Origin of the sequence: Pseudomonas sp. SWRI50, assembly GCF_014269095.1 — a bacterium.
Classification (GTDB): domain Bacteria; phylum Pseudomonadota; class Gammaproteobacteria; order Pseudomonadales; family Pseudomonadaceae; genus Aquipseudomonas; species Aquipseudomonas kermanshahensis.
This window is the reverse complement of sequence record NZ_JABWRW010000016.1, coordinates 13,166-39,644: the sequence shown is the minus strand read 5'-3', so window position 1 is coordinate 39,644 and position 26,479 is coordinate 13,166. Positions and strand designations below refer to the sequence as shown.

The 26,479-nt window shown below is 62.1% G+C and carries 22 protein-coding genes; 16 read left to right on the top strand and 6 right to left on the bottom strand.

All coding sequences use genetic code 11. From position 1 onward, the window contains the following. Positions 1-62 precede the first annotated feature (62 nt). From HU750_RS17395 to HU750_RS17370, 6 genes are all read left to right on the top strand, one after another. Positions 63-1,064 carry an extracellular solute-binding protein gene (locus tag HU750_RS17395; RefSeq protein WP_099455677.1) on the top strand — a complete coding sequence of 334 codons (1,002 nt, stop codon included), beginning with the start codon at positions 63-65 and terminating at the stop codon, positions 1,062-1,064. Between the two features lie 146 nt (positions 1,065-1,210). Then, entirely contained in the window at positions 1,211-2,827 is a 1,617-nt protein-coding gene (locus tag HU750_RS17390; RefSeq protein ID WP_186681419.1) for an ABC transporter permease, read from the top strand. Between the two features lie 129 nt (positions 2,828-2,956). After that, positions 2,957-4,039, top strand: a complete 1,083-nt coding sequence (gene gcvT, locus HU750_RS17385) for a glycine cleavage system aminomethyltransferase GcvT (protein WP_186681417.1) — start codon at positions 2,957-2,959, stop codon at positions 4,037-4,039. 51 nt (positions 4,040-4,090) lie between these two features. Beyond that, the gene (gene gcvH / locus HU750_RS17380; protein WP_027592242.1) at positions 4,091-4,474 is read left to right on the top strand and encodes a glycine cleavage system protein GcvH; all 384 of its coding nucleotides are present in this window, start codon (positions 4,091-4,093) and stop codon (positions 4,472-4,474) included. A 184-nt stretch (positions 4,475-4,658) separates the two neighbouring features. Continuing rightward, on the top strand, positions 4,659-7,532 hold the full coding sequence (gene gcvP, locus HU750_RS17375; RefSeq protein WP_186681415.1) for an aminomethyl-transferring glycine dehydrogenase: 2,874 nt from the start codon (positions 4,659-4,661) through the stop codon (positions 7,530-7,532). 127 nt (positions 7,533-7,659) lie between these two features. Next, positions 7,660-8,670: an RHS repeat-associated core domain-containing protein gene (locus HU750_RS17370; protein ID WP_186681413.1), complete on the top strand. Its 1,011-nt coding sequence runs from the start codon at positions 7,660-7,662 to the stop codon at positions 8,668-8,670. Positions 8,671-8,734: 64 nt separating this feature from the next. On the opposite strand, the gene HU750_RS17365 is transcribed toward HU750_RS17370, so the two are convergent. From HU750_RS17365 to HU750_RS17355, 3 genes are all read right to left on the bottom strand, one after another. Then, positions 8,735-9,049: a DUF2388 domain-containing protein gene (locus HU750_RS17365; RefSeq protein ID WP_099430742.1), complete on the bottom strand. Its 315-nt coding sequence runs from the start codon at positions 9,047-9,049 to the stop codon at positions 8,735-8,737. An 88-nt stretch (positions 9,050-9,137) separates the two neighbouring features. Next, positions 9,138-10,823 (bottom strand): GspE/PulE family protein, encoded by a 1,686-nt coding sequence (locus HU750_RS17360; RefSeq protein ID WP_186681410.1) that lies wholly within the window; start codon positions 10,821-10,823, stop codon positions 9,138-9,140. Between the two features lie 91 nt (positions 10,824-10,914). After that, a complete protein-coding gene (locus HU750_RS17355; RefSeq protein ID WP_099455671.1) occupies positions 10,915-11,220 on the bottom strand; it encodes an ACT-like domain-containing protein in 306 nt (101 codons plus the stop codon). A gap of 126 nt (positions 11,221-11,346) precedes the next feature. On the opposite strand from HU750_RS17355, the gene HU750_RS17350 reads away from it, so the two are divergent. After that, positions 11,347-11,817, top strand: coding sequence for an Lrp/AsnC family transcriptional regulator (locus HU750_RS17350; RefSeq protein WP_027592247.1), 471 nt, complete (start codon positions 11,347-11,349; stop codon positions 11,815-11,817). 118 nt (positions 11,818-11,935) lie between these two features. On the opposite strand, the gene HU750_RS17345 is transcribed toward HU750_RS17350, so the two are convergent. After that, positions 11,936-13,312 (bottom strand): CYTH domain-containing protein, encoded by a 1,377-nt coding sequence (locus HU750_RS17345; RefSeq protein WP_027592248.1) that lies wholly within the window; start codon positions 13,310-13,312, stop codon positions 11,936-11,938. Between the two features lie 114 nt (positions 13,313-13,426). Here HU750_RS17345 and argE point away from each other — a divergent pair, with 114 nt between their 5' ends. Continuing rightward, positions 13,427-14,569: an acetylornithine deacetylase gene (argE, locus tag HU750_RS17340; RefSeq protein WP_186681408.1), complete on the top strand. Its 1,143-nt coding sequence runs from the start codon at positions 13,427-13,429 to the stop codon at positions 14,567-14,569. Positions 14,570-14,693: 124 nt separating this feature from the next. Continuing rightward, complete coding sequence (gene argA, locus HU750_RS17335; protein ID WP_027592250.1) at positions 14,694-15,992, top strand: amino-acid N-acetyltransferase; 1,299 nt, start codon at positions 14,694-14,696, stop codon at positions 15,990-15,992. Positions 15,993-16,143: 151 nt separating this feature from the next. On the opposite strand, the gene HU750_RS17330 is transcribed toward argA, so the two are convergent. Beyond that, positions 16,144-17,520 carry a glutamine synthetase family protein gene (locus HU750_RS17330; protein WP_027592251.1) on the bottom strand — a complete coding sequence of 459 codons (1,377 nt, stop codon included), beginning with the start codon at positions 17,518-17,520 and terminating at the stop codon, positions 16,144-16,146. Positions 17,521-17,858: 338 nt separating this feature from the next. Next, positions 17,859-18,053, bottom strand: a complete 195-nt coding sequence (locus HU750_RS17325; protein ID WP_225876673.1) for a hypothetical protein — start codon at positions 18,051-18,053, stop codon at positions 17,859-17,861. Between the two features lie 41 nt (positions 18,054-18,094). On the opposite strand from HU750_RS17325, the gene HU750_RS17320 reads away from it, so the two are divergent. The 7 genes from HU750_RS17320 (at position 18,095) to HU750_RS17290 (ending at position 26,405) form a co-directional block, all read left to right on the top strand. Beyond that, positions 18,095-19,453, top strand: a complete 1,359-nt coding sequence (locus HU750_RS17320; RefSeq protein ID WP_027592252.1) for a glutamine synthetase family protein — start codon at positions 18,095-18,097, stop codon at positions 19,451-19,453. Positions 19,454-19,501: 48 nt separating this feature from the next. Then, positions 19,502-20,863 carry an aspartate aminotransferase family protein gene (locus HU750_RS17315; RefSeq protein WP_099430739.1) on the top strand — a complete coding sequence of 454 codons (1,362 nt, stop codon included), beginning with the start codon at positions 19,502-19,504 and terminating at the stop codon, positions 20,861-20,863. Positions 20,864-21,032: 169 nt separating this feature from the next. Next, positions 21,033-22,130: a polyamine ABC transporter substrate-binding protein gene (locus tag HU750_RS17310; protein ID WP_186681406.1), complete on the top strand. Its 1,098-nt coding sequence runs from the start codon at positions 21,033-21,035 to the stop codon at positions 22,128-22,130. A gap of 159 nt (positions 22,131-22,289) precedes the next feature. Then, positions 22,290-23,384, top strand: coding sequence for a polyamine ABC transporter substrate-binding protein (locus HU750_RS17305; RefSeq protein WP_099430737.1), 1,095 nt, complete (start codon positions 22,290-22,292; stop codon positions 23,382-23,384). Between the two features lie 71 nt (positions 23,385-23,455). Then, on the top strand, positions 23,456-24,598 hold the full coding sequence (gene potA, locus HU750_RS17300; protein WP_027592256.1) for a polyamine ABC transporter ATP-binding protein: 1,143 nt from the start codon (positions 23,456-23,458) through the stop codon (positions 24,596-24,598). Next, entirely contained in the window at positions 24,595-25,515 is a 921-nt protein-coding gene (locus HU750_RS17295; protein ID WP_027592257.1) for an ABC transporter permease subunit, read from the top strand. The genes potA and HU750_RS17295 overlap by 4 nt, the downstream gene beginning before the upstream one ends. Further along, complete coding sequence (locus tag HU750_RS17290; RefSeq protein WP_027592258.1) at positions 25,512-26,405, top strand: ABC transporter permease subunit; 894 nt, start codon at positions 25,512-25,514, stop codon at positions 26,403-26,405. The genes HU750_RS17295 and HU750_RS17290 overlap by 4 nt, the downstream gene beginning before the upstream one ends. Positions 26,406-26,479: the final 74 nt, after the last annotated feature.

The following is a 26,479-nucleotide window of genomic DNA, read 5'->3' as shown; positions in this document are numbered from 1 at the left end:
TGAGGGACAAAATGGGATTCACTACCATTTGCGCCTCTCATACGAACCGAGGAGTGCATTTCATGTTGCCACGCAAGCCCCTATTGGCCGCCCTGGCCCTGACGTTGTTCGGCGGCACTGCCCAGGCAGCGGAAGAAGTGGTGGTGTACTCCTCGCGCATCGACGAGCTGATCAAGCCGGTGTTCGACGCCTACACCGCCAAGACCGGGGTCAAGGTCAAGTTCATCACCGACAAGGAAGCCCCGTTGATGCAACGCATCAAGGCCGAGGGCGAGAACGGTGTGGCCGACCTGCTGCTGACTGTCGATGCCGGCAACCTCTGGCAGGCCGAGCAGATGGGCATCCTGCAACCGATCAAATCGGACATCATCGACCAGAACATCCCGCCGCAATACCGGGCCTCGTCCCATGACTGGACCGGCCTGAGCCTGCGCGCGCGCACCATCATCTACTCCACCGACCGGGTCAAACCGGAGCAGCTGAGCACCTACGAAGCCCTGGCCGACAAGCAGTGGGAAGGGCGTCTGTGCCTGCGCACTGCGAAGAAGGTCTACAACCAGTCGCTGACCGCCACCTTGATCGAGAACCACGGCGAGGCGAAAACCGAAGCCATCGTCAAAGGTTGGGTGAATAACCTGTCCACCGACGTGTTCTCCGATGACAACGCCGTGATCCAGGCCATCGAAGCTGGCCAGTGCGACGTGGGCGTGGTCAACACTTACTACTACGGGCGCCTGCATAAACAAAACCCCACGTTGCCGGTCAAGATCTTCTGGCCCAACCAAGGTGACCGCGGTGTGCACGTCAACCTGTCGGGTATCGGCCTGACCAAGCATGCCCCGCACCCTGAGGCTGCGAAAAAGCTGGTGGAATGGATGACCGGCGAGGACGCGCAGAAGCTGTTCGCCGACATCAACCAGGAGTTCCCGGCCAACCCGAAGGTCAAGCCATCGGACGAGGTAGCCGCCTGGGGCAGCTTCAAGGCTGACAGCATTCCGGTCGAAATCGCTGGCAAGCGGCAGGCCGAAGCGATTCGCTTGATGGATCGGGCTGGCTGGAACTAAGTTATCCTTCCGGGGCCTGCAAGGGCCCTTTCGCGGGCAAGCCCGCTCCCACAGGTTTTCCACTGAAGCGTGTGTAAACCCTGTGGGGGCGGGCTTGCCCGCGAACGACCGCGCAGCGGTCGCAATCGCAATCGAGAGTTCTGAACTTGCCCCACACCCCCCAACGCCGCTGGTACCTCCCGGTCGCCCTGGTCGCCGCCCTGGTGCTGTTGCCCCTGAGCGTCCTGCTGCTGTCATGGCAGTCGATCGACCTGCAGATCTGGTTACACCTGCTCGACACCCAGATGAGCCGCCTGCTCGGCAACACCCTGACCCTGGTAGTAGGCGTAGGCCTCGGCGTGACCGTATTGGGGGTCAGCCTGGCCTGGCTCACCAGCCTCTGCGAATTCCCTGGCCGGCGCTGGCTGGACTGGGCGCTGATGCTGCCGTTCGCCATCCCCGCCTACGTGCTGGCATTCGTTTTCGTCGGCCTGCTGGATTTTGCCGGCCCGGTGCAAAGCGCCCTGCGCGAAGTATTCGGGCCGATGCGCCTGCCGCGCGTGCGCTCCACGGGCGGGGTGATCATCGTGCTCGTGCTGGTGTTCTACCCCTATGTCTACCTGCTGGCGCGCACGGCCTTCCTGGCGCAGGGCAGGGGGCTGATGGAGGCGGCCCGGGTACTGGGGCTGTCACCGCTGCAGGCGTTCTGGCGCGTCGCACTGCCCATGGCGCGGCCGGCGATCGGTGCCGGTATCGCCCTGGCATTGATGGAAACCCTGGCCGACTTCGGTGCGGTGGCCGTGTTCAACTTCGACACCTTCACCACCGCCATCTACAAGACCTGGTACGGCTTCTTCAGCCTGTCCAGCGCGGCCCAGTTGGCCAGCCTGCTGCTGTTGGCGGTGATGCTGGTGCTGTACGGCGAGCGCCGTGCCCGCGGCGCGAGCCGTACGGGTAATGAGCGCGCGCGTGGCAAGGCGCTCTATCACCTGCGTGGGGCCAAGGCGCTGCTGGCCAGCGGCTGGTGCCTGCTGGTGTTCGCTTGTGCCTTCGTCATACCGCTGCTGCAACTGCTGGTGTGGTGCTGGCAGCGCGGGCGGCATGACCTGGACGAGCGTTATGTCGGCCTGGTGCTGCACACTTTGTACCTGGGCGGCATGGCCGCATTGATCACGGTGAGCGTGGCGCTGCTGCTGGCCTTCGCCCGGCGCCAGGCGCCGACCGGCGGCATCCGCGCCGGGGTCGGCCTGGCCAACCTTGGTTATGCCCTGCCAGGCTCGGTGCTGGCCGTGTCGATCATGCTGGCCTTCAGTTACCTCGATAACCAGCTGGTGGTGCCGATTTCGACGTGGCTGGGCGGCGCTGGCAAACCCTTGCTGCTGGGCAGCCTTGCGGCCTTGCTGCTGGCCTACCTGGTGCGCTTCATCGCCGTGGCCTACGGACCGCTGGAAAGCAGCCTGGAGCGTATCCGGCCCTCATTGCCGGAGGCCTCGCGCAGCTTGGGCGTCGGCGGCGTGGCATTGTTTTTCAAGGTGTATCTGCCGTTGCTGGTGCCCGGTGCACTGAGTGCTGCCCTACTGGTATTCGTCGATGTGTTGAAGGAGATGCCGGCCACCTTGCTGATGCGCCCGTTCGGCTGGGACACCTTGGCGGTACGGGTGTTCGAGATGACCAGCGAGGGCGAGTGGGCGCGTGCCTCGCTGCCTGCCTTGACCCTGGTGCTGGTGGGCTTGCTGCCGGTCATCGGGCTGATTCGCCGCTCAGCTCGGCGCCCCGGTCACTGACAGTAAGGATGCCAGCCTGCGCCCATGCGGCTACAATGCGCGGCATTCGCGCGGCGGGTCCTACAAGAAGAGCTGACGACCAAACGTCATCGACCGCCGCCGCTTCGCCACGCCCGGAAGGAGAAACCCATGGGACAGCGCACGCTTTTGTATGACCTGCACCTGGCGCTCGGCGCCAAGACGGTCGATTTTGGCGGTTGGGACATGCCCCTGCACTATGGCTCGCAAGTCGAGGAGCACCATCAGGTGCGCAGTGACTGCGGGGTCTTCGATGTTTCCCATATGACCGTGATCGACATCAGTGGCCGTGATGCTACCGCTTGGTTGCAGCATTTGCTGGCCAACGATGTTGCCCGCCTCGACAGTGTCGGCAAGGCGCTGTACAGCCCACTGCTCAACCAAGAGGGCGGGGTCATTGATGACCTGATCGCCTATCGCACCGAAGCCGGCTACCGCCTGATCACCAACGCCGCTACCCGCGCCAAGGTGCTGGCTTGGCTCAAGGCCCAGCAAAGCGGGTTCTCAGTCGATTTCGAGGTGCGCCCGGACCTGGCCATTCTTGCCATCCAAGGCCCGCAGGCGCGGGACAAGGTCGCCGCCTTGCTCAGCGCCTCGCGCGCCGCGCTGATTCGCGCGCTGCGCCCGTTCGAAGGCATTGCCGACGGCGACTGGTTCATTGCCCGCACCGGTTATACCGGTGAAGACGGCCTTGAGATCATCCTGCCAGGCCACGAGGCCGTTACTTTCTACAACGACCTGGTCGGCGCCGGCATCGCCCCCAGTGGCCTGGGCGCCCGTGACACCCTGCGCCTGGAAGCCGGCATGAACCTTTATGGCCAGGACATCGACGAAACCCACACCCCACTCACCTCCAACCTGGGCTGGAGCATCGCCTGGGAGCCGGCTGAGCGCGAGTTCATCGGCCGCGCGGGCCTGCTGGCGGAAATCGAGCAAGGTGTGAAGGAAAAACTGGTTGGCCTGGTGCTGGAAGAACGCGGTGTTTTGCGTGCCCATCAGGTGGTTCGCGTTGCTGGCATTGGCGAAGGGGAGATCACCAGTGGTAGTTTCTCTCCTACGCTGAGCAAGTCTATTGCCCTGGCGCGTTTACCCATGGCCACCGGCGACCGCGCCGAGGTCGAGATTCGCGGCAAGTGGTACCCGGTGCGGGTGGTCAAACCGACCTTCGTGCGCCACGGCAAAATCCTGATTTGAATAATTTTTAACCGGCGGGCCGACCGCTGAGCCAATCGAGGAATTCAAGACATGAGCAATATCCCCGCCGAACTGCGTTTTGCCGAAAGCCACGAGTGGGCACGCCTGGAAAGCGACGGCACAGTGACCGTTGGCATCAGCGACCACGCACAGGAAGCCCTGGGTGACGTCGTGTTCGTCGAACTGGCGGAAGTCGGCAAGGTGTTCGCCCAAGGCGACGCGGCTGGCGTGGTCGAGTCGGTCAAGGCTGCTTCCGACATCTACGCCCCGATCGGTGGCGAAGTGATCGCGGTCAACGAAGCACTGGCCGACAGCCCAGAGCTGCTCAACGAAGAGCCTTACGGTGCCTGGATCTTCAAGCTGAAGCCAAGCGACAAGGCTGAGCTGGACAAGCTGCTGGATGCTGCGGGTTATCAGGCTGCTATCGGCGAGTAATACCGCGTCGCCTTGTTCGCGGCTAAAGCCGCTCCCACAGGTACTGCACTGCAGCTGATACCCCTGTAGGAGCGGGTTTGCCCGCGATGAGGCCGGGCCTGCAAGCAAGTTTCCCCGCACAATCGGCAATTCTTCCTAGACTTATAAGTCTCCATGAGGCCTGGTCTAGGAAGAGAGCGTCGTCATGTCCCAGTCGCCGTCCCTGCATCAACTGCAAGAGCTCAACCCGTTCCTGCGTCGCCACCTGGGCCCCGATGCCTCGGAGCAGCAGGCCATGCTCAGCGCGTTGGGTGTTGCCAGCCGCAGCGAGCTGATCGAGCAGACGGTCCCGCCGGGGATCCGCCTCAATCGCCCCCTCGACCTGCCGCCGGCGCTGGACGAACAGGCCGCATTGGCCAAGCTCGCCGGTTATGCCGAACAGAACCAGGTCTGGACCAGCCTCATCGGCATGGGCTACCACGGCACCGTCACGCCGACCGTCATCCTGCGTAACGTGCTGGAAAACCCTGGCTGGTACACCGCCTACACGCCTTACCAACCCGAAATCGCCCAAGGCCGGCTGGAAGCGTTGTTGAATTTCCAGCAGATGGTCATCGACCTCACCGGCCTCACCCTGGCCAATGCCTCGCTACTCGACGAGGCCACCGCCGCTGCCGAGGCCATGGCCCTGGCCAAACGCGTGGCGCGCAACAAGAGCAACGCCTTTTTCGCCGACGAGCACTGCCACCCGCAAACCCTCTCGGTGCTGAAAACCCGTGCCGAAGGGTTTGGCTTCGAACTGATCGTCGATGCTGTGGATAACCTGGCCAAGCACGCGGTATTCGGCGCCTTGCTGCAGTACCCGGATACCCACGGCGAAGTACGCGACCTGCGCCCGCTGATCGATCATCTGCACAGCCAGCATGCCTTGGCCTGCGTCGCCGCCGACCTGCTCAGCCTGGTGGTGCTGGCACCACCCGGTGAGCTGGGCGCCGATGTGGTGTTGGGCTCGACCCAGCGCTTTGGCGTCCCCATGGGCTACGGCGGCCCTCATGCCGCCTATTTCGCCTGCCGCGACGACTTCAAGCGGGCCATGCCGGGGCGCATCATCGGTGTGTCGCGCGATGCCCGGGGCAACACCGCGCTGCGCATGGCCCTGCAGACCCGCGAGCAGCACATCCGCCGCGAGAAGGCCAACTCCAACATCTGCACGGCCCAGGTGCTACTGGCCAACATCGCCGGCTTCTACGCTGTCTACCATGGCCCAGAAGGCTTGCGGCGCATCGCCCAGCGGGTGCACCGGCTGACCTTCATTCTGGCGGCCGGCCTGGAGGCCAAGGGCATCAAGCGGCTCAACCAGCATTTCTTCGACACCTTGACGCTGGAGGTGGGCGGCGCGCAGGCGGCGATCATCGAAAGTGCCGAGCACGCGCGTATCAACCTGCGCATCCTCGGGCGCGGGCACCTGGGCGTGAGCCTGGACGAAACCTGCAACGAGCAGACCGTATTGCGCCTGTTGGATATTTTCCTCGGCGTCGATCACGGCCTGGACATTGCCGCGCTCGACCAGTTGGCGCTGCCAGAAGGCATCCCGGCGGGGCTGGTGCGGCGCACGCCGATCCTTGCGCACCCGGTCTTCAACCTGCACCACAGCGAAACCGAGATGCTGCGCTACCTCAAGCAGCTGGAAAACAAGGACCTGGCGCTGAACCAGTCAATGATCCCGCTGGGCTCCTGCACCATGAAACTCAACGCCACCAGCGAGATGATCCCCATCACCTGGCCAGCCTTCGCCCAACTGCACCCGTTCGCCCCGGCTGCCCAGGCAGTGGGCTACAAGGCGATGATCGACGAGCTGGAAAGCTGGTTATGCGCCATCACCGGCTTCGACGCCATCTGCATGCAGCCCAACTCCGGCGCGCAGGGCGAATACGCCGGCCTTATGGCCATCACCCGCTACCACCGCAGCCGCCACCAGCCTCAGCGTACCTTGTGCCTGATTCCGTCCTCGGCCCACGGCACCAACCCGGCCTCGGCGCAGATGGCCGGCATGGAGGTGGTGATCGTCGATTGCGACGACGACGGCAACGTCGACCTGGCAGACCTGAAGGCCAAGGCACAGGCGGCCGGGGATCGGTTGTCGTGCCTGATGGTCACCTACCCCTCGACCCACGGGGTGTATGAAGAGGGTATTCGCGAAATCTGCGATGTGGTGCACCAACACGGTGGCCAGGTGTACATGGACGGCGCCAACCTCAATGCCCAGGTCGGCCTGACGCGCCCAGCCGACATCGGCGCCGATGTGTCGCACATGAACCTGCACAAGACCTTCTGCATCCCCCACGGGGGCGGCGGCCCCGGCATGGGCCCGATCGGTATCCGCGCCCACCTCAAGCCCTTTGTCGCCAGCCACCCGGTGGTGCCGGTGCCGGGTTTGGACCCGAACAACAGCGCGGTCAGTGCCGCGCCTTGGGGTAGTGCGAGCATTCTGCCGATCAGCTGGATGTATATCGCCATGATGGGCCCGCAACTGGCCGATGCCAGTGAGGTGGCGATCCTCTCGGCCAATTACCTGGCCAGCCAACTTGGCGGGGCTTTCCCGGTGCTTTACCGCGGGCGTAACCAGCGCGTGGCCCACGAGTGCATTCTCGATCTGCGGCCGCTCAAGGCGCAGACCGGCATCAGCGAGGAAGACGTGGCCAAGCGTTTGATGGACTACGGCTTCCATGCCCCGACCATGTCATTCCCGGTACCGGGCACGCTGATGGTCGAGCCAACTGAGAGTGAGTCGAAAGCCGAGCTGGACCGTTTCGTCGAAGCGATGCTGGCGATCCGTGCAGAAGTCGCTCAGGTACAGGAAGGCAACTGGCCGGCCGAAGACAACCCGCTCAAGCATGCGCCGCATACCTTGGCTGACGTGTTGGCACCGTGGAACAGGCCGTACAGCCTGGAGCAAGGCATTGCCCCCAGCGCTCACGTACGCCAGCACAAGTATTGGCCAGCGGTGAACCGGGTCGACAATGTGTATGGGGACAGGAACTTGTTTTGCGCGTGTGTGCCGGTGGAGGCTTATCGGTAGGGACGAAACGGGCGTTTCAGAATAGGTGCTACGCAGAGGCGGACTGACAATTCTGCTAGTTTCGCGTTGGCAAAGTTTCCTGCAGCATCCATGTCTGGAACACCTGAACCAGCAACTGGAGGTTTCAATGGAAAAGCAGCCTGACGTGCGGAGGTTGTTTTATCACGGGCAGCAGTTGGTGACTCAGGTTAAGGGCCAGAACGCCAGCCAAACATTGCTATTTGCAGAGGGGCGGTTTCTAAGCGAGAGGTCGGGAGCAGGCGATCAACGGATTGCAAGTTTGGCATCGACTGACTTTAATGGATCTGTTGTTGAGGCGGTACATGGCGACGTCTCGTATAGGTACACGTATACCGGGTACGGTTACAGTTGCATGGTATATTTGTTGTTTCCAAGCCCAGGCTTCACGGGGGCCGTGTTAGAACCTGTTGTGGGCTGTTATATGCTGGGGAATGGCTTGCGTGCCTACAGCTCCAGAATAATGAGATTTTGTTCCCCTGATAGCCTGAGCCCATTTTCGTTAGGTGGAATCAACAGTTATGCCTACTGCGAGGGGGATCCAATCAACTTTACGGATCCATCAGGGCGTATGAAGGGCGCTGGCATGAATCGGCAGGGTTCAAATTCACCACCGCAAGGTCCATCACGTACAGCGCGCGGTGCTAGTAGCAACAGGTATGATCCTACTGCCTCTTTGGCAAATCATCGGCGTAGTGGGTCTACAGCCGCTCGAGGAGCGGGAGGGACCAACAGAGGCGTTTCGCGACGGGAGGAGCATCGAGCTGATTATAAGCGCACTTATGATGAAGCTTCGCCGAACCTCAAAACTCAAATAGTTAATGCCCAGCGCCTTCATAATGACTACTTCAGACTTAAGGATTTGCCTGCCGGGCATGAGGGGCGACGGCTGGCGGAGCAACGAGCCAGTGACGCTATAAGAGGAATTTATTCAGGCGCGGTAATCGGTGAGGTTTCCGGACGCTTTAAAGTCGCCGTTGGGGCCAGTCTTTTTTCAGGCATGTTCAATGACGTGGATACGCGTAAAGCATTTATTGTGGCTAATGAAAGAGCCCGAATAAGAGCATCTGAACAGTCATTTGGTAGTATTACGCCTCCTAGGCAGGAAGGCGATAGGTAGTCTGGGATGAAGAGCTTTGATCAGTTCTAGTCTGGCCGAGACCAGAACTGACGGCAGCAGAGACCTATTCTGACACAGCGTTCTTGGCCAGAATGGCATTGGCCAGTTCCATGTCGCTGGCCTGCATCCCTGGGTTTTCAGCGCGCACCTGGCGCATCGCCGATTCCAGGAACGGCCCGCGGATTGCGCCTTCACTGGCCACGAAGCTGCCGGCGTCATCCTGCGCGGCCATTACCAGTTTGTGATCCTTCGACGTCAGGTAGGTCGACGCCGTGGTTGCACCGGAAGAAATCACGTTACGCCAGAAGGTATCGGCCATGGCGGAGCCCATTGGCAGCGAAAGCAAGGCAGCGGTCGCGATGGCGGTTTTGAGACGCATGTTGAAACACCTCGAAGGGTGAGGGTTGAAGATGCGCGGTTTGATCCTGCCGAGGGGGGCAAGTTCCTTGAATACAAGGGTTTTTTGCTCAGGAGCAGGCCCTTAGCACTTCCTCTGTAGCGGTCAGGCCCCGGGCCACTTTCGCCTCCCCGCAGCGGCGCAGGTCTACCAAGCCTTCGGTCAGCGCCTGGCGTCGCAACTGCGCCAGGTCGGTGTGTGGGCCTATCTGCGCGCGCAGGCTTTCGCTGGGTATCAACAGTTCGAACAGGCCAGTACGGCCCTGAAAACCGGTACCGCGACAGGTGCGGCAGGGCTGGCCGCTGGCTGCCGAGGCACAACCCTGGCAATCGCCGCACAAGGTGCGAATCAGGCGCTGCGCCATGACCCCGATCAGCGTTGCCTTGATCAGGTAATCAGCCACGCCCAGTTCCTGCAGCCGGGTGATCGCGCCGCAGGCATCGTTGGTGTGCAGGGTCGACAGCACCAGGTGCCCGGTGAGGGCTGCCTGCACGGCCACCAGGGCGGTTTCCCGGTCGCGGATCTCGCCGATCATGATGATGTCCGGGTCCTGGCGCAGCATCGCCCGCACGCCGTCGGCGAAGCACAGGCCCAGTGCGGGCTGGACTTGCAGTTGGTTGAAGGCCGGCTCCAGCCGCTCGATGGGGTCTTCGATGGTGCACAGGTTGACTTGCGGGGTGGCCAGCAGCTTGAGGCTGGCGTAGAGCGTGCTGGTCTTGCCTGACCCCGTGGGGCCTGTCACCAGGATGATGCCCTGGCGTTGGCCCAGCAGCGCGCGCCATTGCTCCAGTTGCTGCCCTTCCAGGCCCAGGCGGTCGAAGTCTTCATGCAACTGTTGCGGGTCGAACAGGCGCAGTACCAGTTTTTCGCCAAAGGGCGTCGGCAAGGTCGACAGGCGCAATTCCACTTCGCCGCCGCCGGCAAGGCGGCTTTGCAACCGGCCGTCCTGTGGCCGGCGTTTCTCTGCCACATCCATGCGCCCGAGGTGTTTGAGGCGGCTGACCAGCGCCAGGGTGACGCCAGCGGGGAAGGCGTAGACGGTGTGCAGCAGGCCGTCGATGCGGTAGCGCAGCTGCCCTTTTTCGCGACGGGGCTCCAGGTGGATATCGCTGGCGCGTTGCTCGATGGCGTACTGCAGCAGCCAGTCGACGATGTGCACGATATGGGCATCGTCGGCGCTGGCTTCTGCCTGGCGTTTGCCCAGCTCCAGCAGGTGTTCGAGCTCGCCCAGGCTGGCTGACTGCTGGTGCTGCGCGCCCTGTACCGATTGGGCCAGGCGGAAGAACGACTGCCCCAGCTGGCGGATCTGCAGCGGGCTGGCCAGCACGCGGCGGATGGGCCTGCCCAGGCCCCTGGCCAAGTCCGCTTGCCAGTCATCCTGATAGGGCTGTGCGCTGGCCACGGTGACGCCGGAAGGGTCGGCGGCGACGACGAGAATGCCATGGCGCTGGGCGAAAGCGGGGGAGATCAGCCCGCTGACCTGGGCCATGTCGAGTTGCATGGGGTCGATGCGCAGGAACGGCTGGCCGATCTTGTCAGCCAGCCATTGGCAGAGGCGGTCCAGGTCCAGGGGCTGGCCGGGGTGCTTGCGGTCTTCAAGGCCGGGGGCGGCGATGAGCTCCAGAGGGTGGCAGGTCGGCCGTGACGCGGCCTGCTCCAGTACCAGCAGGGTGTCGCTGGCGTCCAGGTGCCGGTCGGTGAGCAAGGCCTGGAGCAGGCGCTTGAGGTCGAGGGCTTGGTTGTCGGGGCTATGCATGGCGGCGTCCTTGCCAGGAGGGGAGTCCTGTTGAAGGCTAGTCGGGTGCGGTGCGCTTACGGCGGGCAAAGGGTTTCTGGATCTTGCGGTGTCACACCACCGCCAGCTCCACGCGCGCCAGGTTCATCAGGCTAACTTCGCCCACACACACCAAGTTGCGCAATTTTTGCGCAATCACCTCGGCCCGGTGCCAGCTCAGCCCGCCAATGCCGATCTCGATGGCGAGCCAGTCATCCTGTTGGCTGACCTGCACGTGGTGTGGGGTCAGAAACTGCAAGGCAAACAGGTTGAGCACCCGGCACAAGCTGTCGGGCTCGGCCTCGGCCTGCAGGCGGTAGTGCACGGTGCTGTGGGCGTTGCTGGCGGCCCAAGCGTCGGTACGTGGCAGTGCGTTCATGCTGGTCTCCGCAAATGTGGGAGAAATTCTTGCACGTTGAGGCGGGTATTTTTTCGCTATGATTCGACCAATTGGCCGGTATGGCAGATTGATCTATTTGGATTGTCGTGATCTGGAGAATTATTAATGCACAGCGAACTGGACGCCTATGATCGGCGCATCCTCGAATTGCTGCAGGAGGACGCTTCGCTGTCCAGCGCACAGATCGCCGAGCGTGTGGGGCTTTCGCAGTCGCCGTGCTGGCGGCGCATTCAGCGGCTGAAGGAGGAGGGGGTGATACGTGGGCAGGTGACGCTGCTCGACCGCAAGAAGATCGGCCTGAACACGCAGATTTTTGCAGAGGTGAAGCTCAACGCGCACGGGCGCTCCAATTTCACCGAGTTCACCGAGGCGATCCGAGGTTTCCCGGAGGTGCTGGAATGTTATGTGCTGATGGGCTCGGTGGACTTCTTGCTGCGTATCGTTACCTCGGACATTGAGGCGTATGAGCGGTTTTTCTTCGAAAAACTGTCGAATGTGCCGGGGATTCAGGAGGTCAATTCGATCGTGGCGCTTTCGGAGATCAAATCCACCACCAGCCTGCCACTGTCGAGGTAGTACACGACCTGTAGGAGCAGCCTTGTGCTGCGAAGGGGCCGGTTTGACCAGAAAAAATCTGTGGCAAAACGGGCCTCTTCGCAGCGCAAGGCTGCTCCTACAGGGCTAGCGACGCCGATCAGGCCTTGAGCAGGTACTTCCAGCCACGGCTCTGATCAACCGCGCGGGCCTGCTCGATACGGGCTTCAAGCAGCTCGTCGGGCGTTTCGGACAGCGGCAGTTCAGCCAGCTCGTGCAGCTTTTTCAGGTCGCCGTACAGGCGGTCCATCTGCGGCGCTTCGAGCACCTGGCGGGCATGGTGCAGCCAGGCGAGCAGCTGTTCGATGCGCGGCAGCTGTTCGGCCAGGTCTTCCGGGCGCTGGGTGTACAGCGGCAGTTTCAGCGAACGGCCTTCTTCACCCAGCAGGTGCGCCATCCAGCTGGCCAGCTGCGCCTTGCCCTGGCGTTCGCCACGGCCTTTGCGCTCGACGGTCCAGCCACGGGCCAGCAGCCAGCGCGAGGTTTCCAGCGAGAACTGGCCCCAACGCACGTCTTCGAGTTCTTCGGCGAATTGCTCAGGCGCAGCGCGGCGGATGTCTTCGTCATCGTTGCCGGCCTGCACCAGTGGGCGCCAGTCTTCCAGCAGCGCGTCGAGGCTGGCGCGCAGCTCGCGGGTGGTGGCGCGCGGTGCGGCCTGGCCCAAGCTGGCGACCAGTGCGCGCAGCTCGGCCAGAGACTGCACCCAGTCCTGCAGCAGGCGCCAGTGGCCATTGTGGCGGTATTGCTCGGCCAGGCGCTGGCTGCTGCCGAGCAACTGCCAGGCGAGGGCGGCGAAGGCATCGTCCAGGGCCATTTCGGCGTCCAGCTCGGTCTGCGGCAGGCCCAGCTCGTAGCTTTCGGGCTCCAGCAGGCGGTAGCCACGCTCGGCCTTGCTGATGTCGCAAGGCATCAGCGGCAGGCTGGCGGCGAGCTCGGCGGCCAGTTCCAGCAGGGCTTCAGGTGCGCCTTCGCGCAGCTCGAGCTCCAACTCGCAGATTTCTTCCTTGCGCTTGCCGGCGATCACGAAGCCCTGGTCCAGCGCGGCCTCGATCACGACCTTGCTCTTGCCGCGGCCCCAAGCGATTTCGGCGTATTCACGGCTGAAGTCAGTGGTGAACAGCGGCTTGATGGTTTTCTTGTCGAGCGCAGCCAACTGCTCGGGCCAGCAGGTGCCGTCGAGCTTTTTCAGGTCGAGCTTGACCTTGTCCAGGTGCCACTCGTACTCGTTGCGCTCGGACAGCCCGGCCACGCTTTGCCCGCGGCACTTCAAGGTCTGGATAATTGCATCACCATCGCGGCGCAGGCGCAGGGCGACACGGGCGGCGGAAAGCTCGCGCTCCGGAGTGTCGAAGTACTGGTTGAGCAGTTCACGGGTCTGCCAACCGGACTTGTTGCGCTTTTTCAGCAGGGGGTGCTCACGCAGGGCGGCAAGGGTCTCGCGGCTGGCGCGGAGCTTGAGTTCGGTTTCTTTGTGCATCGCAGGCTCGAAGGAGGGGCTCGTTGGCAGAGAGTCTACAGGAGTCGGCCGTCAACGGTTTATTCCAGACGGCAGATGGTCCTATGATGGGCAACGCTTCCGAGGAGTACAGGCATGCCGTTGCCGACGCTGAAAGACCAGTTCGCCGCTTTGATCGCCGCACCTTCGGTCAGTTGTACCCAGCCTGCGCTGGATCAGTCCAACCGTCAGGTCATCGACCTGCTGGCCGGCTGGTTGGGTGACCTGGGTTTCACGTGCGACATCCAGCAGGTCAGCCCCGGCAAATTCAACCTGCTGGCCAGTCGTGGCACCGGCCCGGGTGGCCTGGTGCTGGCGGGGCACAGCGACACCGTGCCCTATGACGAGCAGCTGTGGTCGAGCGACCCGCTGAAGCTGACCGAAGTCGATGGCCGTTGGGTGGGCCTGGGCAGCTGCGACATGAAGGGCTTTTTCGCCTTGGTCATCGAGGCGGTGGTGCCGTTGCTGGAGCATGACTTCAAGCAGCCGCTGCTGATTCTCGCCACCTGCGACGAAGAAAGCTCCATGTCCGGCGCGCGTGCCTTGGCCGAGGCCGGCCAACCGTTGGGCCGCGCCGCAGTGATCGGCGAGCCCACGGGCCTGCGGCCGATCCGCATGCACAAGGGCATCCTCATGGACCGCATCGACATCCTCGGGCGCAGCGGCCATTCGTCGGACCCATCCCTCGGCCGCAGCGCCCTGGAAGCCATGCACGCCGCAATGGGCGAACTGATGCAGTTGCGCGGCGAATGGCAGCAAACCTTCCGCAACCCACAGTTCACCGTGCCTACACCGACGATGAACTTCGGCTGCATCCATGGCGGCGACAACCCCAATCGTATCTGCGGCCAATGCGCGCTGGAATTCGACCTGCGGCCGTTGCCGGGGATGGATGTCGAGCAACTGCGGGCAGCGATTCGCCAGAAGCTGGCGCCGGTGGCGGAGCGGTTCGAGGTGCGCATCGACTATGCCCCGCTGTTCCCGGAAGTGCCTGCCTTCGAGCAGGCTGCGGACGCCGAGCTGGTACAGGTGGCCGAACGCCTGACCGGTCACCGCGCCGAAGCGGTAGCGTTTGGCACCGAAGCACCTTATCTTCAGCAGCTGGGCTGCCAGACCATCGTGCTGGGCCCTGGCGACATCGCCTGTGCCCATCAGCCCGGCGAGTACCTGGAAATGTCACGAATCGAGCCTACCGTGCGTCTATTGCGTGACTTGATTCGGCACTATTGCCTGCACTAAACGTCCATTGAGCTTATTCGTTCCTGCCTAGAGGAGACCGCGCGTGACCGCAAGCCTGTTCCGACGATGATCTTGAACGCCCCCTGTATCGCCGTTCTCCGTCCACTTATCCACAGGCCCTGTCATGCCCGATTACGTCAACTGGCTGCGTCATGCTTCCCCGTACATCAATGCCCATCGCGACTGCACGTTTGTAGTCATGCTCCCTGGCGATGGGGTGGACCACCCTAATTTCGGCAACATCGTCCACGACCTGGTGCTGTTGCACAGCCTGGGCGTGCGGCTGGTGCTGGTGCATGGCTCGCGCCCACAGATCGAGAGCCGCCTGGCCGACCGTGGCCTGACCCCGCACTACCACCGTGGCATGCGCATCACCGATGCGGCGACCCTGGATTGTGTGATCGATGCCGTGGGTGCCTTGCGCCTGGCCATCGAAGCACGCCTGTCGATGGACATCGCCGCCTCGCCGATGCAGGGCTCGCGCCTGCGCGTGGCGTCCGGCAACCTGGTCACGGCGCGGCCGATCGGTGTGCTCGAGGGGGTGGACTACCACCACACCGGCGAAGTGCGCCGGGTCGATCGCAAAGGCATCAGCCGCCTGCTCGACGAGCGTTCCATCGTATTGCTGTCGCCGTTGGGTTACTCGCCCACAGGCGAAATTTTCAACCTGGCTTGCGAAGACGTGGCCACCCGTGCGGCCATCGAGCTGGGTGCCGACAAGCTACTGCTGTTCGGCGCCGAACCGGGCCTGCTGGATGAGCAGGGCAAGCTGGTGCGTGAGCTGCGCCCGCAGCAGGTGGCGCCGCATTTGCTGCGCCTGGGCAGCGACTACCAGGGCGAATTGCTGGATGCGGCCGCCGAGGCCTGCAAGGGCGGCGTGGCACGTAGCCATATCGTCAGTTATGCCGAAGACGGCGCCTTGCTGACCGAGCTGTTCACCCGCGGTGGCGGCGGCACGCTGGTGTCGCAGGAGCAGTTCGAAGTCGTGCGTGAGGCGACCATCGAGGATGTGGGCGGCCTGTTGGAGCTGATCAGCCCGCTGGAAGAGCAGGGCATCTTGGTGCGCCGTTCGCGCGAGGTGCTGGAGCGGGAAATCGAGCAGTTCAGTGTGGTCGAGCGCGAGGGCATGATCATCGCGTGCGCGGCGTTGTACCCGATTGCCGATTCCGAGGCGGGGGAGCTGGCGTGCCTGGCGGTGAACCCGGAGTACCGGCATGGCGGGCGGGGCGATGAGTTGCTGGAGCGCATCGAGAGCCGTGCGCGGCAGATGGGGCTGAATACGTTGTTCGTGCTGACTACGCGGACTGCGCACTGGTTCCGCGAGCGGGGCTTTGCGCCCAGTGGCGTGGAGCGGCTGCCGGCGGCGCGGGCTTCGCTGTACAACTACCAGCGCAACTCCAAGATTTTCGAGAAGTCCTTGTAAGCCTGTACCGGCCTATTCGCGGGGCAAGCCCGCTCCCACAGGAATCTCACTAGGCCTGAGCCATGCGGAGGACTTGTGGGAGCGGGCTTGCCCCGCGAAGCAGGCGACACCGGTCTCAGAAAAACGCCGCCCTGATGGGCGGCGTTTTCAATTACACGGTATGCAGATACCAGTTGTACTCGAGGTCGGAGATCGAGTGCTCGAACTCCTCCAGCTCGCTTTCCTTGCACGCGACAAAGATGTCGATGTACTTCGGATCGATGTACTTGTTGAGGATCTCGCTGTCGTCCAACTCGCGCAGGGCATCGCGCAGGTTGTTCGGCAGGCTCTGCTCCAGCTGCTCGTACGAGTTGCCTTCGATCGGCGTGCCCGGCTCGATCTTGTTGGTCAGGCCGTGGTGCACGCCGGCCAGCACGGCCGCCATCATCAAGTACGGGTTGGCATCGGCGCCGGCTACCCGGTGCTCGATGCGCACGGCGTCTGCAGAACCGGTCGGCACGCGCAGCGCGACGGTGCGGTTGTCCAGGCCCCAGCTCGGTGCATTCGGCACATAGAACTGCGCGCCAAAACGACGGTACGAGTTGACGTTCGGGCAGAGGAACGCCATGGACGCTGGCAGGGTCTCGAGCACACCGCCGACAGCGTGACGTAGCGCGGCGTTCTGCTCGGGATCCTCGCTGGTGAAGATGTTGTTGCCATCTTTGTCCAGCACGGAGATGTGAACGTGCAGGCCGTTGCCTGCCTGGCCCGGGTAGGGCTTGGCCATGAACGTGGTATCCATTTCATGGTCGTAGGCGATGTTCTTGATCAAACGCTTGAGCAGCACCGCGTAGTCACAGGCCTTAAGCGGGTCTGGGACGTGATGCAGGTTGACTTCGAACTGCGCTGGGGCGCTTTCCTTGACGATGGCGTCGGCCGGAATACCCTGCTCTTTGGCACCTTCGAGGATGTCCTGCAGGCAGTCGGCGTATTCGTCGAGGTCGTCGATCAGGTACACCTGGGTCGACTGTGGGCGCTTGCCCGAGATCGGCGAGCGCGGCGGTTGCGGGCGGCCATTCACGTTCTCCTGGTCGATCAGGTAGAACTCCAGCTCGAACGCGGCGCAGATGGTCAGGCCCATGTCGTCGAACTTGCTGACAACCTGACGCAACACTTCACGAGGGTCGGCGAAGAACGGCTCGCCTTCGATCTCGTGCATGGTCATGAGCAGCTGTGCGGTGGGGCGTTTCTGCCACGGCTCGTTGCACAGCGTATCGGGGATGGGATAGCAGATGCGGTCGGCGTCGCCGATGTCCAGGCCAAGGCCGGTACTTTCGACGGTGGAACCGTTGATATCCAGGGCGAAGAGGGAGGCCGGCAGGTTGATGCCTTTCTCGTAAACCTTGTGGAGGCTGGTGCGCTCTATGCGCTTGCCGCGCACCACACCATTCATATCTGCAATCAGAAGGTCAACGTAGAGAACCTCAGGATGTTCCTTAAGGAACGCGTTCGCTTCGTTAAGCTGAACGGCACGCGGGGGTACCGACATGATGCAACACCTTTGTTGTTAAAAATATCAATCAAGGGGGGCTTGCAAGACCAGTCAATCGAAAAGCCCTACTGATGTCAAGCCAACCCCATGATGCCCTGAAATGGCACATCTACGGCAGATTTGCTGCATATCGGGGCGAACCATTATCCGCTATTTCCCGCGTGAAGGGCTATCTCAAGCGTGCCGTGTTTTATTTTTTACGGAGGTGTTGTGTAAAAAAATGAACAAGGCTAAGCTCGGATTCAACCCAGAACACAATAATACGAGGGTCACATGGTCCGCTTGTCGCGACCTGAAAGCACTGCCTGCGCAGTGCCGTCGGGTACCCCTGTCGTTCATGCACGCACCGTCAACGGTGTGGCCGCCCTGGCCGCAATAATTGACGCTTGGCGCACCCGGACCATTCCCCGTAGCGGCTTCACACGCTTCGATTCGCCTTCCTGCCCTTCAAACTCATTACGGACACGCTTGTTTTCAGTGTATCCACTGTGCTCCTGCGTGGGGGTTTTTGCTTTAGCAATCTTCTCCATCCAGAATCAAGGCGCGGACCACCTTACCTCCTGAGGTATTTATGAGTAACAACCTCGACCAGCTCACCGATTGGTTGAAAGAGCACAAGATCACTGAAGTCGAATGCATGATCAGCGACCTGACCGGCATCACGCGCGGCAAGATCTCGCCGACCAACAAGTTCATCGCCGAAAAAGGCATGCGCCTGCCTGAGAGCGTGCTGCTGCAGACCGTGACGGGTGACTACGTCGACGACGACATCTATTACGAGCTGCTCGACCCGGCCGACATCGACATGATCTGCCGCCCCGACGAAGACGCCGTGTTCCTGGTGCCCTGGGCCATCGAGCCGACGGCGCAGGTGATCCACGACACCTACGACAAGAAGGGCAACCCGGTCGAACTGTCGCCGCGCAACGTCTTGAAAAAAGTGCTCAAGCTCTACGCTGACAAAGGCTGGCAGCCAATCGTCGCGCCCGAGATGGAGTTCTACCTGACCAAGCGCAGCGAAGACCCGGACTTCCCGCTGCAGCCTCCGGTAGGCCGTTCGGGCCGCCCGGAAACTGGCCGCCAGTCGTTCTCGATCGAGGCCGCCAACGAATTCGACCCGCTGTTCGAGGACGTCTATGACTGGTGCGAACTGCAGCAGCTGGACCTCGACACGCTGATCCACGAAGACGGCACGGCGCAGATGGAAATCAACTTCCGTCACGGCAACGCCCTGCACCTGGCCGACCAGATCCTGGTGTTCAAACGCACCATGCGCGAGGCCGCGCTCAAGCACAACGTGGCCGCAACGTTCATGGCCAAGCCCATGACCGGCGAGCCGGGCAGTGCCATGCACCTGCACCAGAGCGTGGTTGATGTGGTCACCGGCAAAAATATTTTCAGCAACGAAGACGGCAGCATGAGCGAGCTGTTCCTGCACCACATCGGTGGCCTGCAGAAGTTCATCCCCGAAGCGCTGCCGCTGTTCGCCCCCAACGTCAACTCGTTCCGCCGCTTCCTGCCCGACACCTCGGCGCCAGTGAACGTCGAGTGGGGCGAAGAAAACCGTACCGTTGGCCTGCGCGTACCGGATGCCGGCCCGCAAAACCGCCGGGTCGAGAACCGCCTGCCGGGCGCCGATGCCAACCCTTACCTGGCCATCGCTGCGAGCTTGCTGTGCGGCTACATCGGCATGGTCGAAGGCATCGAAGCCAGTGCACCGGTGCAGGGCCGTGGTTACGAACGCCGCAACCTGCGCCTGCCGCTGACCATCGAAGACGCCCTGGAACGCATGGAAATCAGCCGTGCGCTGGTCCAATACCTGGGCAAGAAGTTCATCACTGGCTACGTCGCCACCAAACGCGCCGAGCACGAAAACTTCAAACGCGTCATCAGTTCCTGGGAGCGTGAGTTCCTGCTGTTTGCTGTCTGATCAACCCTGGTGCCGCAGGAGCGCGGCTGTCGGATAACGGAGAAGCACATGAGCGTCAAAAACCCGCAAACCCGTGAATGGCAAAACCTGAGCGGCGAGCACCACCTCGCGCCCTTCAGCGACTACAAACAGCTGAAGGAAAAGGGGCCGCGCATCATCACCAAGGCCCAGGGTGTGCATTTGTGGGACAGCGAGGGCAACAAGATCCTCGACGGCATGGCCGGCCTGTGGTGCGTGGCGGTAGGTTACGGCCGTGAAGAGCTGGTGCAGGCTGCCGAAAAGCAGATGCGCGAGCTGCCGTACTACAACCTGTTCTTCCAGACCGCCCACCCGCCTGCGCTGGAACTGGCCAAAGCCATCACCGACGTGGCGCCGGAAGGCATGACCCATGTGTTCTTCACCGGCTCCGGCTCCGAAGGCAACGACACCGTGCTGCGCATGGTCCGTCACTATTGGGCACTCAAGGGCAAACCGCACAAGCAGACCATCATCGGCCGCATCAACGGCTACCACGGCTCCACCTTCGCCGGTGCGTGCCTGGGCGGCATGAGCGGCATGCACGAGCAGGGCGGCCTGCCGATTCCGGGCATCGTGCACATCCCGCAGCCGTACTGGTTCGGTGAGGGCGGCGACATGAGCCCGGACGAATTCGGTGTGTGGGCTGCCGAGCAACTGGAGAAGAAAATCCTCGAGGTCGGCGAAGACAACGTCGCCGCCTTCATCGCCGAGCCGATCCAGGGTGCCGGTGGGGTGATCATCCCGCCAGAAACCTACTGGCCGAAGGTCAAGGAGATCCTCGCCAAGTACGACATCCTGTTCGTGGCCGACGAAGTGATCTGCGGTTTCGGCCGTACCGGCGAGTGGTTCGGCTCCGACTATTACGACCTCAAGCCAGACCTGATGACCATCGCCAAGGGCCTGACCTCCGGTTACATCCCCATGGGCGGTGTGATCGTGCGTGACACCGTGGCCAAGGTGATCAGCGAAGGCGGCGACTTCAACCACGGCTTCACCTATTCAGGGCACCCGGTCGCGGCCGCCGTAGGCCTGGAAAACCTGCGCATTCTGCGCGACGAAAAAATCGTCGAGCAGGCGCGCACAGAAGCGGCACCGTATTTGCAAAAGCGTTTGCGTGAGCTGCAAGACCACCCGCTGGTGGGCGAGGTACGCGGCCTGGGCCTGCTCGGCGCGATCGAGCTGGTCAAGGACAAGGCCACCCGCAGCCGTTACGAAGGCAAGGGCGTGGGCATGATCTGCCGCAACTTCTGCTTCGAGAACGGCCTGATCATGCGTGCGGTCGGTGACACCATGATCATCGCGCCACCGCTGGTAATCAGCCATGCAGAGATCGACGAGCTGGTGGAAAAGGCGCGCAAGTGCCTCGACCTGACCCTCGAAGCGATCAGATGAGCACCTGCTAGGCTAGCGTTGTGACATTAGTTGGTTACAAGGGGCTGCTTTCCTTGAAACAGCGCCTTGTAACTTGCCAGACTAGCGACTGTTTCAGTCGCCCGACGCGTGTACTGCGGGACCTGGCAGCTGAACGGATGGCTAATCAAAAAAATCTGGAGCATGACGCATGAAGAAAATGGGCAAGACGTTGCTGGCCGCCGCCCTGATGGGTGCCATGGCGACCGCTGTTCAGGCTGAAGACAAGGTATTGAACGTCTACAACTGGTCGGACTACATCGCTCCGGACACCATCGCCAAGTTCGAGAAGCAGACCGGCATCAAGGTCAAGTATGACGTCTTCGACAGCAACGAAACCCTGGAAGCCAAGCTGCTGGCAGGCAAGTCGGGCTATGACATCGTCGTGCCGTCGAACAACTTCCTGGCCAAGCAGATCAAGGCTGGCGTGTACGAGGAACTGGACCGTTCCAAACTGCCGAACTGGAAGAACCTCGACGCCGACCTGCTCAAGGCCGTTGGCGATGCCAGCGACAAGGACAACAAGCACGCCTTCCCGTACATGTGGGGCTCTATCGGCATTGGCTACAACCCGGAGAAGGTCAAGGCCGCGCTGGGCGTGGACAAGATCGATTCGTGGGACGTGGTGTTCAAGCCTGAGAACATCGCCAAGCTCAAGAGCTGCGGCGTGAGCTTCCTGGATGCGCCGACCGAGATGATCCCGGCCGCGCTGCACTACCTGGGCCTGCCAAGCAACAGCACCAAGAAGGAAGACCTGAAGGCCGCCGAGGACCTGTTCCTCAAGATCCGTCCTTCGATCACCTACTTCCACTCCTCCAAGTACATCGGCGACATGGCCAACGGCAACATCTGCGTGGCCGTCGGTTACTCGGGTGACCTGGAGCAGTCCAAGGCCCGCGCCCACGAAGCTGGCGACAAGGTCAAAGTGGACTACGTCATTCCGAAAGAAGGTGCCGGTACCTTCTACGACATGGTCGCCATCCCGAAAGATGCCGAGCATAAAGACGCTGCCTACCAGTTCATGGACTTCCTGATGCAGCCGGAAATCATGGCTGAGATCACCAACGCCGTGCGCTTCCCGAACGGCAACGCTGCCGCCACCCAGTTCGTGGACAAAGACATCACCAGCGACCCGAGCATCTACCCGCCTGCCGAAGTGAAGAAGCAGCTGTACGCGATCGCTGCGCCTGACGCTTCTGTGCAGCGTGTGATCACCCGCAGCTGGACCAAGATCAAGTCGGGCAAGTAAGCCCGATGCAAGGCGCTCTGGGCTGGGGTTGCCCGGCCCAGAGGCCATGAAAGGCAATTGATGATTGCGGCATCGAAGCTGCGAAGGTAAGTTGCGCGCCGGTTTTGCGTGTGCGGCCACATTGCCGCTACCCAGGCACTGATTGTGAGGACCACCCACTTGTCTATTTCTGTATTACGCAAGGCCTTGATGGCTGGAGCGGGCCTGACGCTGGCATGCAGCGTCCAAGCGGCGCCTACGGTGCATTTCTACAACTGGTCCGACTATATCGGCCCGACCACACTCGCGGACTTCGAGAAGGCAACGGGTATCAAGCCCGTGCAGGACGTGTTCGACTCAAACGAAACCCTGGAAGGCAAGCTGCTGGCCGGCAACACCGGCTATGACGTGGTAGTGCCGTCCAACCATTTCCTCGGCAAGCAGATCAAGGCGGGCGCGTTCCAGAAGCTCGACAAAAGCCTGCTGCCCAATTATTCCAACCTGGATCCGGCGCTGATGAAACGCCTGGAAAAGAACGATCCGGGCAACCAGTACGCCGTGCCTTACCTGTGGGGCACCAACGGTATTGGTTACAACGTTGAAAAGGTCAAGGCTGCGCTGGGCGTCGACACCATCGATTCCTGGGCTGTGCTGTTCGAACCCGAGAACATGAAGAAGCTCTCCAAGTGTGGTGTGGCCTTCCTCGACTCGGCGGACGAAATGCTCCCGGCGGTGCTCAACTACATGGGGCTGGACCCCAACAGCAGCAACCCCAAGGACTACCAGGCTGCCGAGCAGAAGCTGCTGGCGGTGCGCCCTTACGTCACCTACTTCCACTCGTCCAAGTACATCACCGACCTTGCCAACGGCGACATCTGCGTCGCGGCGGGCTTCTCTGGCGACATCTTCCAGGCCAAGGCCCGCGCCGAAGAAGCCAAGAAGGGCGTGAACCTGGCGTATGCGATTCCCAAAGAAGGCGGCAACCTCTGGTTCGACGTGCTGGCGATCCCCAAGGACGCCAAGAACGTCAAAGAGGCCCATGCCTTCATCAACTATTTGCTGAAACCTGAGGTTATCGCCCAGGTCAGTGATTACGTCGGTTACGCCAACCCGAACCCCAAGGCTGGCGACCTGATGGACCAGGCCGTGAGGACTGACGCCGCGGTTTACCCACCGCAGGAAGTGCTGGACAAGATGTTCGTCAACAGTGAGTTGCCGCCCAAGGTGCAACGCTTGATGACCCGTAGCTGGACCAAGGTCAAGTCGGGCAAGTAACAATCCAGACCCGCCGCGGCCCCTGCAGAACAGGCCGCGCGGGCACAAAAATCTTGTTGGGAGTTTCACTCATGGCAGTTGCCTCCGGAGCCTATAAGAAAGCCCTCGAGGGTGGCCAGCAACCCAAGCAGGTGCTGGTCAAGATCGACCGGGTCACGAAAAAGTTCGACGAAACGGTAGCGGTGGACGATGTGTCCCTGGAAATCCGCAAGGGTGAGATTTTTGCCCTGCTGGGTGGCTCCGGTTCCGGCAAATCGACCTTGCTGCGTATGCTGGCTGGCTTCGAGCGCCCCACCGAAGGGCGTATCTTGCTCGATGGCGTCGACATCACCGAGATGCCGCCCTACGAGCGGCCGATCAACATGATGTTCCAGTCCTACGCGCTGTTCCCGCACATGACCGTGGCGCAGAACATCGCCTTCGGCCTGCAGCAGGACAAGCTGCCCAAGGCGGACATCGACGCCCGTGTGGCCGAGATGCTCAAGCTGGTGCACATGACCCAGTACGCCAAGCGCAAGCCGCACCAGCTGTCGGGTGGCCAGCGCCAGCGTGTGGCCCTGGCGCGTTCGCTGGCCAAACGCCCGAAACTGCTGTTGCTCGATGAGCCGATGGGCGCCCTGGACAAGAAGCTGCGTTCGCAGATGCAACTTGAGCTGGTGGAAATCATCGAGCGCGTGGGCGTGACCTGCGTGATGGTGACCCACGACCAGGAAGAGGCCATGACCATGGCCCAGCGCATCGCCATCATGCACCTGGGCTGGATCGCCCAGATCGGCTCGCCTGTGGACATCTACGAGACCCCGACCAGCCGCCTGGTGTGCGAGTTCATCGGCAACGTCAACCTGTTCGAAGGTGAAGTGGTCGACGACGCCGAAGGCCACGCGATCATTGCCAGCCCTGAACTGGAACGCAAGATCTACGTTGGCCACGGCATCACCACGTCGGTCGAAGACAAGCACATCACCTACGCGCTGCGCCCGGAGAAGATGCTGGTCACGACCCAGCAACCGACCTGCGAGCACAACTGGTCGCGCGGCAAGGTGCACGACATCGCCTACCTGGGCGGCCACTCGGTGTTCTACGTCGAGCTGCCGAGCGGCAAGATCGTCCAGTCGTTCGTGGCCAACGCCGAGCGCCAGGGCACACGTCCGACCTGGGGCGATGAAGTGTACGTGTGGTGGGAAGACGACAGCGGCGTGGTACTGCGGTCATGAAACTGCGCAAGCTCAAGCGAGCCTTCCAGCGCTTGACCCCGGAGGGGCGGCACTTGGTGATCGGCGTGCCGTTCATCTGGCTGTTCCTGTTCTTCATGCTGCCGTTCTTCATCGTGTTGAAGATCAGCTTTGCCGAAGCCGACGTGGCGATCCCGCCGTATACCGAGATCTACAGCTACGTCGAAGACAAGATCCAGTTGGTGCTCAACCTGGCCAACTATGGCCTGTTGACCGAAGACGAGCTGTACATCTCGGCCTACCTGGGCTCGTTGAAGATGGCCTTCTTCAGCACCTTGCTGTGCCTGCTGATCGGCTACCCGATGGCCTATGCCATCGCCAACGCCCGCAAAGAGTCGCAGACTGTGCTGCTGTTGCTGATCATGATGCCGACCTGGACGGCGATCCTGATCCGCGTCTACGCCTGGATGGGCATCCTCAGCAACAACGGGCTGCTTAACAGCTTCCTGCTGTGGCTGGGGCTGATCGACCAGCCACTGCAGATTCTCAACACCAACCTGGCGGTGTACATCGGCGTGGTCTATTCGTACCTGCCGTTCATGATCCTGCCGCTGTACGCGAACTTGGTGAAGCACGACCCGAGCCTGTTGGAAGCCGCATCGGACCTGGGTTCGAGCACCTTCAACAGCTTCTGGAAGATCACCGTGCCGCTGTCGAAAAACGGCATCATCGCGGGCTGCATGCTGGTGTTCATTCCAGTAGTGGGCGAGTTCGTGATCCCAGAACTGCTGGGCGGCCCGGAAACCCTGATGATCGGTAAGGTGCTGTGGCAAGAGTTCTTCAACAACCGTGACTGGCCGGTAGCGTCCGCGCTGGCGGTAGTGATGCTGGCGATCCTGATCGTGCCGATCCTGCTGTTCAACCGCAGCCAGGCCAAAGAAATGGAGGGCAGGGCATGAAGCGCTTCAGTTTCTCCAAGCTGATGCTGGTGCTCGGCTTGCTGTTCATCTACCTGCCGATGCTGATCCTGGTGATCTACTCGTTCAACGCCTCGAAGCTGGTAACAGTGTGGGGGGGCTGGTCGATCAAGTGGTATGTCGGCCTGCTCGACAACACCCAGCTGATGGGGTCGGTGATGCGCTCGCTGGAAATCGCCTGCTACACGGCGGTGGCAGCGGTGGCGCTGGGTACCCTGGCGGCCTTCGTGCTGACCCGGGTCACCCGCTTCAAAGGCCGCACGCTGTTCGGCGGCCTGGTCACCGCGCCGCTGGTGATGCCCGAAGTGATCACCGGTCTGTCGCTGTTGCTGCTGTTCGTGGCCATGGCGCAGATGATCGGCTGGCCGCAAGAGCGTGGCATCGTCACCATCTGGATCGCCCACACCACGTTCTGTGCGGCGTACGTGGCGGTGGTGGTGTCGGCACGCTTGCGTGAGCTGGACCTGTCGATCGAGGAAGCCGCGATGGACCTGGGTGCCAAGCCGTGGAAGGTGTTCTTCCTGATCACCATCCCGATGATCGCGCCATCGCTGGCGGCGGGCGGCATGATGTCGTTTGCCCTGTCGCTGGATGACCTGGTGCTGGCGAGCTTCGTGTCCGGGCCGGGCTCGACCACCTTGCCGATGGAAGTGTTCTCGGCGGTGCGCCTGGGCGTGAAGCCAGAGATCAACGCCGTGGCCAGCCTGATCCTTTTGTCGGTGTCGCTGGTGACCTTCATGGTCTGGTACTTCAGCCGCCGCGCTGAAGAGCACCGTCGCAAGGCGATTCAGCAGGCCATCGAAGAAGGGGCTGCGGCAAACGTCTCGCAGCCACAGGTCAAGCGCCCGACGGCAGCAGCTGCGCCGGTCTGACCCACCTCTTCGCGGGCAAGCCCGCTTCTACAGGGATATTCACAAGCCTGAGGTCTGTGGTGTTCATGTGGGAG

Excerpts from the sequence above, each read along its gene's own strand:
- HU750_RS17395 (WP_099455677.1), top strand. The coding sequence starts at position 63 with ATGTTGCCACGCAAGCCCCTATTGGCCGCCCTGGCCCTGACGTTGTTC.
- gcvT (WP_186681417.1), top strand. The coding sequence starts at position 2,957 with ATGGGACAGCGCACGCTTTTGTATGACCTGCACCTGGCGCTCGGCGCC.
- gcvH (WP_027592242.1), top strand. The coding sequence starts at position 4,091 with ATGAGCAATATCCCCGCCGAACTGCGTTTTGCCGAAAGCCACGAGTGG.
- gcvP (WP_186681415.1), top strand. The coding sequence starts at position 4,659 with ATGTCCCAGTCGCCGTCCCTGCATCAACTGCAAGAGCTCAACCCGTTC.
- HU750_RS17370 (WP_186681413.1), top strand. The coding sequence starts at position 7,660 with ATGGAAAAGCAGCCTGACGTGCGGAGGTTGTTTTATCACGGGCAGCAG.
- HU750_RS17365 (WP_099430742.1), bottom strand. The coding sequence starts at position 9,049 with ATGCGTCTCAAAACCGCCATCGCGACCGCTGCCTTGCTTTCGCTGCCA.
- HU750_RS17360 (WP_186681410.1), bottom strand. The coding sequence starts at position 10,823 with ATGCATAGCCCCGACAACCAAGCCCTCGACCTCAAGCGCCTGCTCCAG.
- HU750_RS17355 (WP_099455671.1), bottom strand. The coding sequence starts at position 11,220 with ATGAACGCACTGCCACGTACCGACGCTTGGGCCGCCAGCAACGCCCAC.
- HU750_RS17350 (WP_027592247.1), top strand. The coding sequence starts at position 11,347 with ATGCACAGCGAACTGGACGCCTATGATCGGCGCATCCTCGAATTGCTG.
- HU750_RS17345 (WP_027592248.1), bottom strand. The coding sequence starts at position 13,312 with ATGCACAAAGAAACCGAACTCAAGCTCCGCGCCAGCCGCGAGACCCTT.
- argE (WP_186681408.1), top strand. The coding sequence starts at position 13,427 with ATGCCGTTGCCGACGCTGAAAGACCAGTTCGCCGCTTTGATCGCCGCA.
- argA (WP_027592250.1), top strand. The coding sequence starts at position 14,694 with ATGCCCGATTACGTCAACTGGCTGCGTCATGCTTCCCCGTACATCAAT.
- HU750_RS17330 (WP_027592251.1), bottom strand. The coding sequence starts at position 17,520 with ATGTCGGTACCCCCGCGTGCCGTTCAGCTTAACGAAGCGAACGCGTTC.
- HU750_RS17325 (WP_225876673.1), bottom strand. The coding sequence starts at position 18,053 with ATGGAGAAGATTGCTAAAGCAAAAACCCCCACGCAGGAGCACAGTGGA.
- HU750_RS17320 (WP_027592252.1), top strand. The coding sequence starts at position 18,095 with ATGAGTAACAACCTCGACCAGCTCACCGATTGGTTGAAAGAGCACAAG.
- HU750_RS17315 (WP_099430739.1), top strand. The coding sequence starts at position 19,502 with ATGAGCGTCAAAAACCCGCAAACCCGTGAATGGCAAAACCTGAGCGGC.
- HU750_RS17310 (WP_186681406.1), top strand. The coding sequence starts at position 21,033 with ATGAAGAAAATGGGCAAGACGTTGCTGGCCGCCGCCCTGATGGGTGCC.
- potA (WP_027592256.1), top strand. The coding sequence starts at position 23,456 with ATGGCAGTTGCCTCCGGAGCCTATAAGAAAGCCCTCGAGGGTGGCCAG.
- HU750_RS17295 (WP_027592257.1), top strand. The coding sequence starts at position 24,595 with ATGAAACTGCGCAAGCTCAAGCGAGCCTTCCAGCGCTTGACCCCGGAG.
- HU750_RS17290 (WP_027592258.1), top strand. The coding sequence starts at position 25,512 with ATGAAGCGCTTCAGTTTCTCCAAGCTGATGCTGGTGCTCGGCTTGCTG.